This is a genomic window from Halovibrio sp. HP20-59 (genome assembly GCF_033052795.2).
Taxonomy (GTDB): domain Bacteria; phylum Pseudomonadota; class Gammaproteobacteria; order Pseudomonadales; family Halomonadaceae; genus Vreelandella.
In genome coordinates this window covers 226,296-240,987 of the sequence record NZ_JAWJUW020000002.1, presented here as the reverse complement: position 1 = coordinate 240,987, position 14,692 = coordinate 226,296, and the positions used below count along the sequence as shown (strand labels likewise).

General features: G+C 54.4%; 16 protein-coding genes. 2 read left to right on the top strand and 14 right to left on the bottom strand.

The annotated features are described in order from the left end of the window. Positions 1–5: 5 nt before the first annotated feature. The 4 genes from RZA33_RS03330 to galU are packed head-to-tail and all read right to left on the bottom strand — an operon-like array spanning position 6 to position 4,931. Positions 6–1,859 (bottom strand): autotransporter assembly complex family protein, encoded by a 1,854-nt coding sequence (locus RZA33_RS03330; protein ID WP_317506425.1) that lies wholly within the window; start codon positions 1,857–1,859, stop codon positions 6–8. Positions 1,860–1,910: 51 nt separating this feature from the next. Next, positions 1,911–2,735 carry a hypothetical protein gene (locus RZA33_RS03325; RefSeq protein WP_317506424.1) on the bottom strand — a complete coding sequence of 275 codons (825 nt, stop codon included), beginning with the start codon at positions 2,733–2,735 and terminating at the stop codon, positions 1,911–1,913. A gap of 9 nt (positions 2,736–2,744) precedes the next feature. After that, positions 2,745–4,037, bottom strand: coding sequence for a nucleotide sugar dehydrogenase (locus RZA33_RS03320; protein ID WP_317506423.1), 1,293 nt, complete (start codon positions 4,035–4,037; stop codon positions 2,745–2,747). A gap of 3 nt (positions 4,038–4,040) precedes the next feature. Beyond that, a complete protein-coding gene (galU, locus tag RZA33_RS03315; protein ID WP_317506422.1) occupies positions 4,041–4,931 on the bottom strand; it encodes a UTP--glucose-1-phosphate uridylyltransferase GalU in 891 nt (296 codons plus the stop codon). Positions 4,932–5,100: 169 nt separating this feature from the next. On the opposite strand from galU, the gene ubiG reads away from it, so the two are divergent. Both ubiG and RZA33_RS03305 read left to right on the top strand, forming a co-directional pair. Further along, a complete protein-coding gene (ubiG, locus tag RZA33_RS03310) occupies positions 5,101–5,844 on the top strand; it encodes a bifunctional 2-polyprenyl-6-hydroxyphenol methylase/3-demethylubiquinol 3-O-methyltransferase UbiG (RefSeq protein ID WP_317506421.1) in 744 nt (247 codons plus the stop codon). Further along, a complete protein-coding gene (locus tag RZA33_RS03305) occupies positions 5,845–6,513 on the top strand; it encodes an HAD-IA family hydrolase (protein WP_317506420.1) in 669 nt (222 codons plus the stop codon). Positions 6,514–6,551: 38 nt separating this feature from the next. On the opposite strand, the gene RZA33_RS03300 is transcribed toward RZA33_RS03305, so the two are convergent. From RZA33_RS03300 to ruvA, 10 genes are all read right to left on the bottom strand, one after another. Beyond that, positions 6,552–7,313, bottom strand: coding sequence for a YciK family oxidoreductase (locus tag RZA33_RS03300; RefSeq protein WP_317506419.1), 762 nt, complete (start codon positions 7,311–7,313; stop codon positions 6,552–6,554). 21 nt (positions 7,314–7,334) lie between these two features. Next, entirely contained in the window at positions 7,335–8,135 is an 801-nt protein-coding gene (ybgF, locus tag RZA33_RS03295) for a tol-pal system protein YbgF (protein WP_317506418.1), read from the bottom strand. A 68-nt stretch (positions 8,136–8,203) separates the two neighbouring features. Then, complete coding sequence (pal, locus tag RZA33_RS03290; RefSeq protein ID WP_317506417.1) at positions 8,204–8,755, bottom strand: peptidoglycan-associated lipoprotein Pal; 552 nt, start codon at positions 8,753–8,755, stop codon at positions 8,204–8,206. A 54-nt stretch (positions 8,756–8,809) separates the two neighbouring features. Next, complete coding sequence (gene tolB / locus RZA33_RS03285; protein WP_317506416.1) at positions 8,810–10,099, bottom strand: Tol-Pal system beta propeller repeat protein TolB; 1,290 nt, start codon at positions 10,097–10,099, stop codon at positions 8,810–8,812. After that, positions 10,099–11,277, bottom strand: coding sequence for a cell envelope integrity protein TolA (gene tolA / locus RZA33_RS03280; protein WP_416337837.1), 1,179 nt, complete (start codon positions 11,275–11,277; stop codon positions 10,099–10,101). Before tolA ends, tolB begins: the two co-directional genes overlap by 1 nt. A gap of 7 nt (positions 11,278–11,284) precedes the next feature. Beyond that, positions 11,285–11,728 (bottom strand): protein TolR, encoded by a 444-nt coding sequence (gene tolR / locus RZA33_RS03275; RefSeq protein ID WP_317506414.1) that lies wholly within the window; start codon positions 11,726–11,728, stop codon positions 11,285–11,287. Positions 11,729–11,739: 11 nt separating this feature from the next. Further along, complete coding sequence (gene tolQ / locus RZA33_RS03270) at positions 11,740–12,435, bottom strand: protein TolQ (RefSeq protein ID WP_317506413.1); 696 nt, start codon at positions 12,433–12,435, stop codon at positions 11,740–11,742. 58 nt (positions 12,436–12,493) lie between these two features. Then, the gene (gene ybgC, locus RZA33_RS03265; RefSeq protein ID WP_317506412.1) at positions 12,494–12,907 is read right to left on the bottom strand and encodes a tol-pal system-associated acyl-CoA thioesterase; all 414 of its coding nucleotides are present in this window, start codon (positions 12,905–12,907) and stop codon (positions 12,494–12,496) included. Continuing rightward, positions 12,904–13,941: a Holliday junction branch migration DNA helicase RuvB gene (ruvB, locus tag RZA33_RS03260; protein ID WP_317506411.1), complete on the bottom strand. Its 1,038-nt coding sequence runs from the start codon at positions 13,939–13,941 to the stop codon at positions 12,904–12,906. The genes ybgC and ruvB overlap by 4 nt, the downstream gene beginning before the upstream one ends. A gap of 46 nt (positions 13,942–13,987) precedes the next feature. Further along, positions 13,988–14,608 (bottom strand): Holliday junction branch migration protein RuvA, encoded by a 621-nt coding sequence (ruvA, locus tag RZA33_RS03255; RefSeq protein WP_317506410.1) that lies wholly within the window; start codon positions 14,606–14,608, stop codon positions 13,988–13,990. Between the last annotated feature and the right edge of the window lie 84 nt (positions 14,609–14,692).

Genomic DNA, 14,692 nt, shown 5'->3' with positions numbered 1-14,692 from the left:
ATCCCCTAAAATTCCGGTCCGATGGAAAAGTGCAAACGCCAGTCTTCTTCGTCATCAAAGGGATGGGCGATGTCTAAGCGAATAGGCCCAACCGGCGATATCCATCGTACGCCAACCCCAGCGCCTGTTTTCAGCTCATTCGGGCCCCAGTTATCAAATGCGTCGCCATTATCGATAAAAGTGGCGCCCCACCAGTCACCGGTAAGGCGCCGCTGATATTCAAGCGTTGAGGTGAGCATTTGTTGCCCGCCCCGCAACCGCCCTTCCTCATTGCGCGGGGAAAGGCTCTCGTAGGAGTAGCCACGCACGCTATTGTCACCACCGGCAAAGAAACGCAGCGATGGGGGAAGTTTTGAAAAGTCGTCAGTTTCAATGGCGCCGATGCCTATACGCGCCAAAAACCGGTTGTTATTGCCGATAGTGCGAATCCATTCAGTGTCGGCGGTTAACCGCGTAAACTGTGCATCAGAGCCCCAGACTTTGTCTGAGTATTCCAAGGACAGCTGCTGGCGGTCTCCCCATAAAGGGAAACGTTGCGGTCGCGTGCGTGTGCGACTCCACTGAATGCCGGGATAGAAAATCCACACTTGATCGGCTTCCCCGCCCTGCTCAAAATCCTCGTAGGTCGTGCGGAAATAGACCGTTTGTACCCAGTCGTTATCGAATTGCCAGCGTCGAGCCAGTTCGATACTGCCCTCTAAAGATTGAGTATCGCTATCGTCGAGATTACGCACGCCATATTGAAGCCGGTAGCTATCGCGAAGCGGATCATCAAGTGGAACGTTATACACCCCCGTAAAGCGTTGCTCGGGAGCAGATAAATACAGGTCGTGGTTAAGGCTATGACCATAGCGGTTGATCCATGGCTGCTTCCAGCCAAAACGCAGGCGCGGGCCTACGTCGGTCGCGTAACCGATACCCACTTCAAACTGATGGCGATCCGCTGGCTCAACGCTAACATCAATGGGTAGCCGGTTATCATTTGACTTGTTCATGCTAAGCGCACTACTTAAAGCGGCACTGGAGATGCGCGGGCGCTCTGGCTGAGAAGCGGTTGCTTCAGTCCACCAGGGTGCACCGCCACCGGTCGGGGCGATAGTCAATTCCTGAGCCGTTTCAAGACGCGGGCGAACGGATACCGAGCTGAACCAGCCGGTTTCCGCAAGTCGTTGGTTGTATTCTGCCAATGACTCCGCTAGATAGGGGTCTCCGCTATCAAACGGCTGTATGCGCTGCAAACGATCTAGTTCGATATGACTGCCTGCGATGAGTGACCGACCAAATTTGTAACGGGGGCCGCTGTCAAAATCCATGTAGAGGCGCGCACTTTGCAGATAAGGGCGGACTTCCATTCGCCGGTCAGTAAATCCCCAGTCGAAATAGCCACGTTCAATGGCTAAACCAGTCAATTGGCCGCGCAGGCGATCCCAGGGAGCATGGCGTAACGCATCGCCTTCTTTGAGTGGAAAGTCGTCGACCGCTGCTTGAAAAGGTGGGTCGTTACTGGCATCGCCCGCCACGTTGATAGAGAGAATTTCGATTTCAATTTGCGGCCCTTGCTCAATTTCAAGCCGCACGCGCTCGCCGGAGGCACGTTCAACGGTGATTTCCGGTTCGTAATAGCCATAAACACGCATTGCTTCCCGGGTACGTCGGCGGATTTCGCCCTCTAAGCGCACCTCGGTATATTGTTCTGCGTCTATATTCTGCAAATACGCTTGAATATTGCTGCTGATTTCGTCGGCTACACCTTCAATCGTCGCATCAACTGCCCATGCGCCATGTGATACACATAAAAAAGGGAACGCGGCAAACAGTGTGCGGCCAGTGGCTGACGTCCATCGCCATTGTCTTTCCATACATACTTTCCTTCCTAACCTAAACCAGCGGCTTCATCACCCTACTCGTATCTAACGCAACATTTCTAGCTGAGCACTAAATGCCAGTTGGGCTTGTCGCACTTGGCGCACGTCGCTCTCGATCGCATTAAGGCGTTGTGTCCATTGTTGCTCTAATGTAGCTAGCGCTTCTTTTTGTTCCGCGGGCGCTTGTGCCTCGGCGACGGCTGTTTCCAGTTCATTAAAACGGCTATCCATCGCTTCTCTTTGCGCTGCCAGCTCTTCCTCCCAGCGGCGGCTAACGGTATCAATTTGACTCTCCATGGCGGAAAGCCGCTGGTCAGTTAACTGCTCCAAGTGAGCGACTTCTTCAACCAAGTTTTGACGCCCAGACATCCCCACTTGTTCCAGCGCATCAAGGGATTCACGCATTGCCGTCAGCTGACTGTCGCGTGAAGCTGCCTGTTCTCTCAGTTGGGTTAGCTGCTGCAACAGCGTATTAATCGAATCACTCGAGGCCATGTCTTCATTCATAGTCAGCAAGCTATACAGCTCTTCGCGGGTTTCAGCCAACGACATTGACAGCTGCTCTTGCTCTTGAAACAGCGTTGCCATCTGAGCTTGTACAAATGTTATCGTATCTTGTACGTCACTGTCATCCGCGTCTAGGCGCGCGTGAACGTTTGACACTTCGCCGCTGACCCGGTGAATCTCATTTAACAGCCGTTCACGTTCGTACCATAGCCCCGCCGCCGCCACGCCTAATAGCACTATGATGAATAGCAAACAGAGCCAAAGTGGCCATAGCGTCGGTCCTTTTCGGTGGCGCAAATGTTGCGCCGTCAAGCTTTGTTCCACATCGGGCACAATGCGAGAGGATGCGGTGGCGTCTGGCATGACATTTCCTTAATGAGTCTTCGGGTCGGCACGGCGGCCTATACCTCGGTAGATTAATCCACAACTGGCAACAAACTCGGGATCGTAAATATTGCGCCCGTCTAATATGAGTTTAGCGTTTAATAGCGAGCTGAGCCGGTGCCAGTCAGGGTTCCAATAGGTTTTCCATTCGGTGACCAACATCAATACATCAGCCCCTTCACAGGCTTGATAAGGGTCATAAGAATAAGTCTGAAGATCGTCACGCTCGCCTACCAAGGCGCGTAGCGCAGATACAGCTGCCGGATCATGCAGTTGCACTTTAACACCCTGTGCCCAAAGAGCCTCTAATAACGTCAATACCGGGGCATGGTCAATGCGCGCCGTGCCGGGTTTGAACGCAGCTCCCCAAATAGCCACCGTTTTGCCTGCCAGCTGGCCAGCAAAGTGCGACCATAATTTGCGAAACAGTGTCTCTTTTTTCTGCTCGTTAATATCCATCACCTGCTCAAGCAGCGCGGAGTAACGACCGCTTTGCAGTTGCACATCAGCCAGGCGCATCAAATCCCGCGAGAAGTTAGGCCCACCAAAACCACAGCCTGGATAAAGGTATTCGTACCCAATTCGCGAGTCGGCACCCATGCCTTGGCGGACATGCTCAACATCCACCCCTAGGGTATCAGCCAAACCGGCAATTTCATTCATATAGCTGATACGGGTGGCGAGCATGCCGTTAATCGCCAGCTTGGTGAGTTCCGCAGCCCGGCGCGGCATACATTGAAACACCTCACTGCGCCGATTAAACGCACGCAACAGTTCGCGAGTCACTCGCTCGCCGGTCGCGTCATCGCAACCCAGCAAGCGCTTGGTGGGGCGTGTAAATGAGTCCCAGGCACGGCCTTCTTCAAGGGTATCCGGAAGCGCGACACTGGTGTGCTGCTCCCCCACCAGGGCGTGCAAGCGCTCGGTTTCTCCCACCGGAAAGGTGGAATTATTGATCAGTACCATGCCGTGTTGGTCAGCTAGCAAAGGGTCTCCGAGCAATGCACTGGCAGCAGGGCGTTGCTCGGGCGATAGCGACAGCCAGATCACTTCGGGTATCGCCGCCTCTGCAAGCTTTTCAATCACCTGCAGCGTACCCTCCGTCAAGCCCTGTTCAAGATGTGCCATCAGTTGGGGCTCGCTACGTAACCAATCGACCTGGGCAAGGGTCGACCAGGGCGTGTCTTCGTGGGGTAGCCACTGGACTTGATGGCCTACCCAAGCCAACGCAGCCGCAGCCGTCGCCGCGCTCAATTCGCTACCGTAAAGTAACACCCGCATGGCTCACTCTCCTTGATGGTAACGGGATAGTAGAGCCTGGAAACCCTCACCAAACTCGGGGTGTCGCCGGGCATAGGCAAGCGTAGCTTCAAGATAACCCAGCGGCTGGCCGCAATCGTAGGTCGTGCCTTGCATGCGATAGGCCTGAACGCCCGACTGTTGGCGCAGCGTTTCCAGCGCATCGGTTAGCTGGATTTCGCCACCAGCACCGGGTGGTGTTGTTTCCAAAATGGAAAAAATATGGTTCGGTAGCGCATAACGCCCAATCACCGCTAGGTTAGAGGGCGCTTCCCCGCGCTCAGGTTTTTCTACCATGCCGTCTAGATCTGCCGATTCGTTCGCCGCCGGGGCTTCGCCAGACGGTGCCACAATGCCGTACTTTTCCACCTGCTCCCAGTCAACCTCTTCGACCATTAGCTGTGCCGTTTGCTGCTGATCGTACGCGGCCAACATACCCGCTAAGTCGGTTGCCTGATTGGCGCTATTATCTACCAAAACATCGGGCAACAGCACGGCAAAAGGTTCATCGTCACCAATGATGGGGCGCGCACACAAAACGGCATGACCTAGCCCTAACGGTACACCCTGGCGAATACTGATGATGCTAACGTTATCGGGCACCAGGTCGCGTATCATTGCTAACAGCTCATGCTTGCCTTTAGCTTCAAGGCTTGCCTCTAATTCTGCGTGGGTGTCAAAGTGGTTTTCGATAGCATTTTTGTTGCTACTGGTGACCAGAACGATTTCACGAATACCAGCGGCAATCGCCTCTTCAACGACATATTGAATGACCGGTCTATCGACGATCGTAATCATCTCCTTGGGAATAGCCTTCGATGCCGGCAAGCAGCGGGTGCCAAACCCGGCGACAGGTAATACGGCTTTACGAATCATAGAAAGGTCCTTTTTATGCGTTCCGATACAGGTCATGCGTTCCGACACAGGAGTGGTTAGAATGTCCATAATACTGAAGGCGTGAGTGGATACCACCTCGCTAATGGATAATGGCGAGGGTTACCCGGACACATTCCGCTCAATGCCCAATGACAACTGGAGCCATAATATGCAAGCAACACCACAGGATAGCACTGCTAAACACTATCAAGGCAACGTTGATGCCGCGGAAGTCGCCAAATTTGAAGCGCTTGCTAGCCGCTGGTGGGACCCCCAGGGTGAATTTAAACCGCTGCATGAGATTAATCCCCTGCGTTTGGATTTTATTGATGCCCGCGCGGGCCTGGCAGGTAAAAAAGTGCTCGACGTCGGCTGTGGCGGCGGCATTTTGAGCGAGTCGATGGCCCATCGTGGAACTAAGGTCACCGGCATTGATCTAGGCGAAGCGCCATTAGCGGTTGCTCGACTACACGCGGAAGAACGCGACGTTAGCGTTGATTATCAACATATCAGCGTCGAAGCGTTGGCGGCTCAACAGCCGGGTTTTTATGATGTGGTGACCTGCATGGAAATGCTTGAACACGTGCCTGACCCCGCATCGGTCATTCGTGCCTGTAGCCAGTTGGTACGACCGGGTGGTCATGTGTTTTTCTCTACCCTGAATCGCACCGCAAAGGCCTACGCTTTCGCCATTTTAGGCGCTGAGTACGTGCTTAAACTGTTACCTCGGGGCACGCATCACTATGCGAAATTTATTCGCCCATCAGAAATGGCCGCCTGGTCTCGCGACAGTGGCTTAGAAGTGCGCGAACAAACAGGGCTTACCTATAACCCGCTAACCCGCCGCTACCGGTTGGTTAGCCATGATGTTTCGGTCAACTATATGATGTATTGCCGCAAAGTGAGCGATTAGATGCTGATGCAAGCGCCTCAAGCGATACTCTTTGATCTGGATGGCACGCTGGTTGATACCGCTCCAGACTTGGCCCAAGCCACCAATGCGCTACGCATTCACCACGGCTTAGCCCCATTGCCCTTTGAGGTAATTCGTCGTCAGGTCTCTAATGGCGGCAATGCGCTGGTCACGCTGGCGCTGGGGATAGAAACCACCTCCGATGGGCATGCGGATGCACGTCAGTTCCTGCTCGATGCCTATGAGAAGGCCGTCGCTGTTCATAGCCGGGTTTTCTCGCCACTTGATGTGTGGCTCAAAGAGTGGCATCGCGATCAGCGGCCCTGGGGGATTGTGACTAATAAACCGCGCCGCTATACGCTACCGCTTTTAGACGCATTGGCGCTGCAGCCCGGTGCCCTGCTATGTGCCGATGATCTAAGCGTTAAAAAGCCCGCGCCCGAGCCGCTTTGGGAAGCGGCTCGGCGCCTAGGCGTCAAGCCCAATCAGTGCTGGTATATCGGTGATCATGCGCGGGATATCGAAGCGGCGGTAGCCGCAGGCATGACCGCCGTGGCGGTGGGTTATGGCTATATTAGCGAAGAGGATGACTACCAGCAGTGGCCTGCTGATCTATGGTTTGCAGAGTGTGCCGCACTTGTCGATGCTCTGGGTGAGTTTAAGCGCTAGAACATCAACCTAGAACACCGACAAAATGGGCACCGTGCTTATACCCGCGGCGGTTGAGCGTCTAGCTTTTCGCCGCTGGTGCCGGAACTGTCCGGGCCCATTAACCATAAATAGGTAGGCATAATGTCTTCCGGGGTGCGCAAAGTGAAGGGGTCTTCACCGGGAAAGGCGCTACGGCGCATTTGGGTACGCGTTGCGCCCGGATTGAGCGAATTGACACGAATATTGGACTGGTTCGCTAGCTCATCGGCTAACACGTCGACAAAGCCTTCGGTGGCAAACTTAGACACCGAGTAAGCGCCCCAATAGGCACGACCTTTGCGGCCAACGCTGGAAGATGTAAAGATCACCGAGGCGTCTTCAGATTGTTGCAGCAACGGCAGCAATGCCTGAGTCATCCAAATCGGGCCGTTGATATTAACCTGCATTACCTGTTGCCAAAGCTCGGGATTGTACTGGTCAAAGGGTGTGATACGCCCAAGCAAGCCCGCATTATGTAGCAAACCGTCTAGACGCCCGAACTCTTTATCCAGTGTTTCCGCCATGTCGTGAAAATCTTTGAGCGTAGCGCCTTCAAAGTTCAGCGGAAAAATGGCTGGCTGTGGTCCGCCCGCCGCTTCGATTTCATCGTAGACGCGTTCTAGCTTAGCAATGGTGCGCCCCAAGAGAATCACCGTGGCGCCGTGCTTGGCATAGCTCAACGCTGCTGCACGGCCAATACCGTCTCCTGCGCCGGTTACCAACACGACGCGATTTGCCAATAGGTTGGGCGCTGGTTGATAGTCGATCTTGCAGTTCATGCTAAGTCCTTGAAACAAAATTTAACCCGCTGATTGGCGTAAAAAGTCATTGGCAAGCCCTGCAGCACTGCTTTGCGGATAGTCGTCGCGCACTTGCTCTAGCAACTCTCGGCTGCGCTCCGCTTCACCTTGACGCGCTTTTACCAAGCCTAGTTTATAAATCGCATCGGGTACTTTACTGCTACTACTATATTCTTCAATAACACGACTGAATGCTTGATCTGCGGCCTCCAGCTCGTCTTCTGCAGAGTACAGCTCGCCTAGCCAATAATGGCCATTGGCCGTTAAGCTGGTATCCGGGTAGTCGCTAACAAACGCCTCAAAAGCTGCAATGGCATCCTCAAAACGCCGTGCCTGAACGTGGGCAAAGGCTGCTTGATAATCAGCTTGGGCCTCTTCGCTGACATTGCGACTGGAGGGTGCGTTAACTACTTCCTCGGCGGCTTCAGGCTCAACCGCTGGTGTCGACTGCTCGATCTGATTTGGGCCACTGCTCATTAACCGATCTTCAATATCAAGGTATTGCTGCTGCGATTGGCGGCGCAGCTGTTCCAACTGGTGGCGCAACTCTTCAATCTGGCCGCGCAACTGCTGGATTTCCTGCTGATGTTCTTGGACTTGATTAAACAGTACTAAATTTCCACTGGTTGCTTCCTCTCGCTGCGTCTGCTGATAGAAGCTGCTACCACTGGAAGAATTGTCGGAAAGGTCTTGTACGAACGGCTGTTGAGCCGCGGCTGATAGAGGCAATACGGACAGCGGGAGCACTAAGGCTCCCGCACCGCACAGCCTCTCAACGTAACGCTTGAGACTGTGATTCATGATGGCTCCATCGATGCAAAACGGCGTGCAGCGTTAGCCGCACGCCGCATTCATCAATCGTTAAATGCTTAATAGTTAAACACAACACGACGGTTCTGAGCGTAAGCGCTTTCGTCCTGACCATTAACAGCCGGACGCTCTTCACCGTAGCTAACCACGCTCATTTGCGAAGAAGAAACACCTTGGATATTCAGAAAACGCGCTACCGCATCGGCGCGACGCTCACCCAACGCCATATTGTATTCACGGGTACCCCGTTCATCGGTATGTCCGTGGAGAACCACTTGTGCATTCGGGTTGGCACGCAAATAGCGGGCATGAGCCATTACCACAGACTCATACTCGTTTTTAATCGTGTCGCGATCATAGTCAAAATAGATAGTGCGAACTTCGGGTATGCGTGAATCGGCTTGCTGGCTTGAACCTGAACCTGAGCCTGAACCAGTAGAAGAACCATATTGGCTACCGGTACCCGTGCCTGCGGTGCTGGAACCGGTCGTGCTGCCATCCTGGCTGCCGTACGAATCACCGTCCTGAGTTCCGCCGGTGCTGGAACAGCCAGCGATTACCACGATTGATAGCACTGCCACTAACGAGCGAGCCAACGGTTTAAGTTGCATAATCAGACTCCTTGCCTGAAAAACTAAAATTTCAATGTTAATCAATGATGTTGATTAGTTTAAGAAGGGGGACCACGCTGGATCACGGACATCGCCCTGTGCTGACGGCAGCCTAAACGAGGAGCGACCATCGGCAGAAACAGCACTTAGCACCCCATTTCCACCCTGTTGGGTAGCGAAGATTACCATGGTCCCGTTCGGCGCAACACTAGGTGATTCATCTCTTGTTGTTTCACTTAAAATCACCAAGCGGTCACCGCTTAAATCTTGCCTTGCCACCTGGTAGCCACGGCTAGAGCGATGGATTAGGAATACCTGCTCACCATCGGGTGAATAGCGGCCACGGGCATTATAATTACCGGTAAATGTCAGTCGCTCGGCCTCGCCCCCGTTTAGGGAATACTGGTAAAGCTGCGGACCACCACTGCGGTCAGAGGTAAACAGCAAACGTTGGCCATCGGGCGCCCAAGCGGGTTCGGTATCAATGCTGTTGTTATTGGTAATACGCTCTAATGAACGGCTGCCAATATCCATAATATAGATTTCAGGCTGACCATCTTTGGAAAGCGACATAGCGATGCGCCGACCATCTGGCGACCATGTCGGTGCGCCGTTGATACCCTCGAACGAGGTGGCTTGAACACGCTGCCCCGTTGCTACATTTTGTATGTAGATAGCCGGACGGCCAGATTCAAAGGACACATAGGCGAGCTTGCCACCATCGGGTGACCATGCTGGGGACATGATGGGTTGATCAGAGGTCAATACCTGTTCGCTGCGGCGACCGTCCGCATCGGCAACGTAGAGGCCAAACTGCATATTATCAGCGACCCCCTGAGCGGTTACGTAGGCAATTTTGGTTGAGAACGCACCGCGGATATCGGTAATCTCTTCAAAAATTTGATCGCTAATATAGTGAGCGGCACCGCGCAGATCATTGCCGCGCACGGTAACCGTCTCACCGACCATGCGACGCTGACCACTAATATCCATTAGCTCAAACTGCAGTTCAAAGCCGCCCTCGGTTTGTTCCGCTCTACCCACCACTAGATAGCGCACGTCCAGGGAACGCCAAGTGCCAAACTCAACGTCTTCAGACTGGCTAGGCTGCTCAAACATATCGCTACGCGCCAAAGGATCAAAATAGCCACTGCGTTCAAGGTCGTCTTGAACAATCTGTGCGATATCCTCGGGCATGCCGTTTGAACCGGCGAAGGGCACCACCCCTATAGGCAGCGCTTGATCGCTGCCGCGGGTAATTTCAATGGTTAGATTATTAGCACTCGCCAAACTGCTGATTAGCAGCAGCGCACAGAATAACCACACTTTGCTCAAGCTTTGCATCAGCGAACATCTCCCGGAGTAAATCGCAGATTAAACTGGCGTAAATTACGCTGCTGGTCGAGTGGCAAATCGCGTAATTCACCAAACGGTGCAGCATGTTCAACGGCCTGCATCACAGACCGATCAAAAGCACCATCGCCGCTTGAGGTCACAATCGACGTTGCCAGTACTTCACCTGACGGCCCTAGCCGTACCTGTAGCGTAGCACTCATCGAATCACTTGCCCCAGGCGGAATCACCCAGGCTTGCTCGACAGCACGGCGCACAATTGTGATAAAGCTATTGGCCACTTGCTCAGCCTGCTGGGCATTAGCAGCTGCTTCTGCTTCACCTGCCAGCTGGCGCTGCATGGCCGCTTCCGCGGCTTCTTCGGCCTCTCTTTGACGCTGAGCTTCTGCTTCACGACGCTGCTGTTCTTCAGCTTCGCGTTGTCTTTGTGCTTCCGCCTCACGCTCCCGCTGGGTTTCCTCTTGCTCGCGTAGTCTTTGTTCTTCGGCTTCCCGCTGGCGTTCAGCCTCTTCCTCATCACGGCGCTGTTGTTCGGTGGCCTCACGCTGACGTTCGGCTTCCTCCGCTTCTAGGCGCTGCTGCTCTTCGGCTTCGCGCTGGCGTTGTGCTTCTGCCTCTTCGCGTTGTTGCTGCTCGGCAGCTTCCTGCTGGCGGCGCGCCTCTTCCACTTCTCGCAGTTGCTCGGCGACCGCTTCGGCTTCAGCCTCGCGTTCAGCCGCTTCCTGCGCCTGTTGTTCGGCCAATTCTGCAGCTTCTTCCGCACGGCGCTGGGCCTCTGCTTCAGCCGCTTCACGAGCTTCTTCTAGGGCCTGCTGCGCTTCCGCTGCCTGCTGGGCTGCCTCATCTGCAGCTTGCTGCTCGGCGGCCTGCTGTTCGCTGGCTGATGGCTCCTCACTGGCTGCAGGTTCTTCCGGTGCCTCAGGCTCGGCTGGGGCTTCCGCGGGCGCGTTCATCGCCGCTTGTTGTTCCGTTGCCTGCTGAGCTTGGTCGGTGAACGTCTCGGTGCTCACCAATGTCGCTTGAACAATCGAGGAGCTATCCGGCTCTGCCGTGCGGCTGGGGAGGCTAATCAGGCTAAAAACGACAATCGCCGCATGCACGGCAATCGCCAAAATGGTCGGCCATTTATAGCCAACATCCTGGCGATCGCGAGAAGATTTTACTGCCATGTGCGCTTTACCCTTCCCCATCTTGCGACGGCTCAGAAAGCAGCCCTACGTTGGCTACCCCGGCACCTTGTAGGGTACTCATCAAGACCACAATCTGCCCGTACGGGACATTGCGGTCGCCACGCACCATCACTGGAGTACCCGGCCGGCGCTCTAGGATCGTTACCACACGCTGGGACATTTCATCCAGCGTGACAGCAGTAGAGTCCTCACCCAAGGTGATAAAGTACTCCCCTTCGCTGTCAACCGAGATGACAATCGGATCATTATCTTCCTGGCTATCAATGGGCTGAGAGGAGACTTGCGGCAAATCAACTTGTACGCCTTGCGTCAGCATCGGCGCGGTGATCATAAAGACCACCAGCAGTACCAGCATAATGTCGATGAAAGGAACCACATTGATTTCCGCCATCGGCTTGCTTTGACTACTACGATTGAATGGTCCTTGCATGGCGGTCTCCCTTAGCTCTCGCTCTGTTTGCCGTCACGACCTTGCAAATTGCGGTGCAGGATAGCGTGAAACTCCTCGGCAAAGTCTTCGTATTTACCCAGCAAACGAGATGAAGCATTCGACAAACGGTTATAGAAAATAACTGCGGGAATCGCCGCAAACAGACCCATGGCAGTGGCAATAAGCGCTTCGGCAATCCAGGGAGCGACCGTGGCTAGCGTGGCTTGCTGGGTGAGCGACAGCGCTTGGAAAGACCCCATAATGCCCCAAACGGTGCCAAATAGACCGATATACGGACTGGCCGACGCAACGGTGGCAAGAAAGACGAGGTGCTGCGTCAAACGGTCTTCTTCCCGCGACCACGCCACGCGCATACTGCGCTGGACGCCTTCTAAAATGGTGCCCGCATCACGTGTTTTGGGCATTAGGCGGTTAAATTCACGAAAGCCTGATTGAAAAATGTGCTCGGCCCCGTGACGGGGATCATCGGCGGGAATTTCTCGGTACAGCTCGTTTAAGTCGACACCTGACCAAAAAGCCTCCTCAAATTGGTTGTACTCTTGCTTGGCGCGGCGCAGCGCAATACTGCGCTGAAAAATCACTACCCAAGAGAGGATTGACCCCACCAACAGTAGCAACATCACCAGCTGCACCACGGTGCTGGCATTCATTATCAGGTGGGGAATGGACATGGTGTTATCGTTCACAGGTGCCCTCATCAATCTATTAGGGTCGGTATTGCCGACACAGTGAGTGACCTCTTGGCTAAGAGGCCCGGGTCAAAACATTAAGCGATGCTGGCCATGCTTTGGGTCGCAAACGGTCCGTGCTTAAGCAGGCTATCTCGACTGTGGCTGAGCAGAGGAGTTCCTCATCGCGCCAAACCTGCTGTTCAAATGTCATCCGACAGCGGCCAACAGCGCTAACGTGAGCACTAATTTCCAACGCGTCGTCCAGGCAAGCCGGTTTCGCATAGTGACAGGCCAAGCGGTATACCACTAGCTGCGTACCTTCGTCCAGCAGCGTTTGCTGATTAAGGCCTAACTGGCGTAGCCATTCGCTGCGCGCACGCTCCATAAACTTCAAGTAGTTAACGTAGTAGACAATACCACCGGCGTCAGTATCTTCCATGTAAACCCGCAACGGTAGGCGGTAGCCTTCTTTGATGCGACGGCTCACGGGCGACGCTCTCCTTCCATATCGGTGGCTTGCTCATGGGGCACGCGGTCGAAATGTAACCAGGCTTGGCGGGTGACCACACGCCCGCGTGGGGTACGCATAATTAAGCCCTGTTGAATAAGGTAAGGCTCAATCACATCCTCAATCGTATCGCGCTCTTCACTAATTGCCGCAGCGATGGAATCAATACCCACGGGGCCGCCATCAAATTTGTCAATCATGGCGAGCAGCAGTCGCCGGTCCATATGATCCAAACCGTGATGGTCCACATTGAGCATATTGAGCGCAGCATCGGCGATAGCGACATCGACTACCCCATCACCTTTCATTTCAGCGTAGTCGCGTACCCGGCGCAGCAAACGATTGGCAATTCGCGGTGTGCCCCGTGAGCGCCGCGCGACTTCAATGGCGCCATCGTGACTGGTTTCAACGCCTAACAAGCGCGCCGAACGAGAGACGATTTCTGTCAATTCTTCCAGGTTATAAAACTCAAGCCGCTGCACGATACCAAAGCGATCACGCAGTGGCGAGGTTAATAACCCCGCGCGCGTGGTGGCGCCCACCAGGGTAAAGCGAGGAAGATCCAACTTGATCGAGCGCGCCGCAGGCCCTTCACCAATCATGATGTCGAGCTGAAAATCTTCCATGGCTGGATACAGCACTTCTTCGACCACGGGGGATAAGCGATGGATTTCATCAATAAACAACACGTCGCCGGGCTCTAAGTTGGTCAGCATGGCGGCTAAGTCGCCGGCGCGCTCGAGCACCGGGCCGGAGGTCGACTTCATACCGACCCCCATCTCAGTGGCAATAATATGCGCAAGCGTCGTTTTGCCTAACCCTGGGGGGCCAAATACCAGGGTGTGATCCAGGCTCTCTTCGCGTAGCCGGGCGGCGCCGATAAAGATTTCCAGCTGTTCACGCACACGCGGCTGGCCGATATAGTCTTCCAGCCGCTTAGGGCGAATGGCGTAGTCAATGCGCCCTTCCCCTTGTTCGGGTTCAGCGGCGATCAGCCGGTCGTGTTCTAACATAGGTGCTCTTCTTAAATACGCCGTTAAGTGCGTTAAAGCCGTCCCGCTAGCCGCTCATGCGCTGCGTGAGTGCGGCTTTGATGAGGGCTTCGGTGGACTGGTTAGGATCAATGTCTGCCAGCATTTTCGAGGCTTCTGTGAGCTTATAGCCCAAGCTAACCAATGCGGCTTCGGCGTCGGCAAGGCTATCGCGTGAAGACGCCCGGCCATTGCTAGCCTCAAGTGGCAGTAAGGCATCGTTGCCGTCTTCCCATTTATCTTTCCAATCCGGGAAGCGGTCGCGCATTTCAATAATCAGCCGCTCCGCGGTTTTCTTTCCCACTCCCGGCAGTGCCGTTAGCGCTTTGCTGTCGTCGTCGCGGACGCAGCGCATAAAGGCATCTTCATCCATGCCCGATAAAATAGCCAACGCTAGCTTGGGGCCCACTCCGTTAACTTTAATCAGTGCGCGAAACAGTGCGCGTTCGTGCTCGCGCCCAAAACCATACAGCAAGTGCGCGTCGTCGCGTATGGTCAGGTGAGTGAACAACGCAACGTTTTCACCGACTGATGGTAAGGCCACTAGCGTATTCATTGAGGTTTCCAGCTCGTAACCTACGCCATGAACGTCGATCATAATCCAGGGAGGGTGTTTTGCCATTAGCTGGCCACTCAGGCGTCCAATCATAAAGTCGCTCGCACTGGGGTGAAAAATAGAGTGAAAAACAATAGTGTGAAAAACAGACAGTTACTATAAAGCGACTCTGTACAG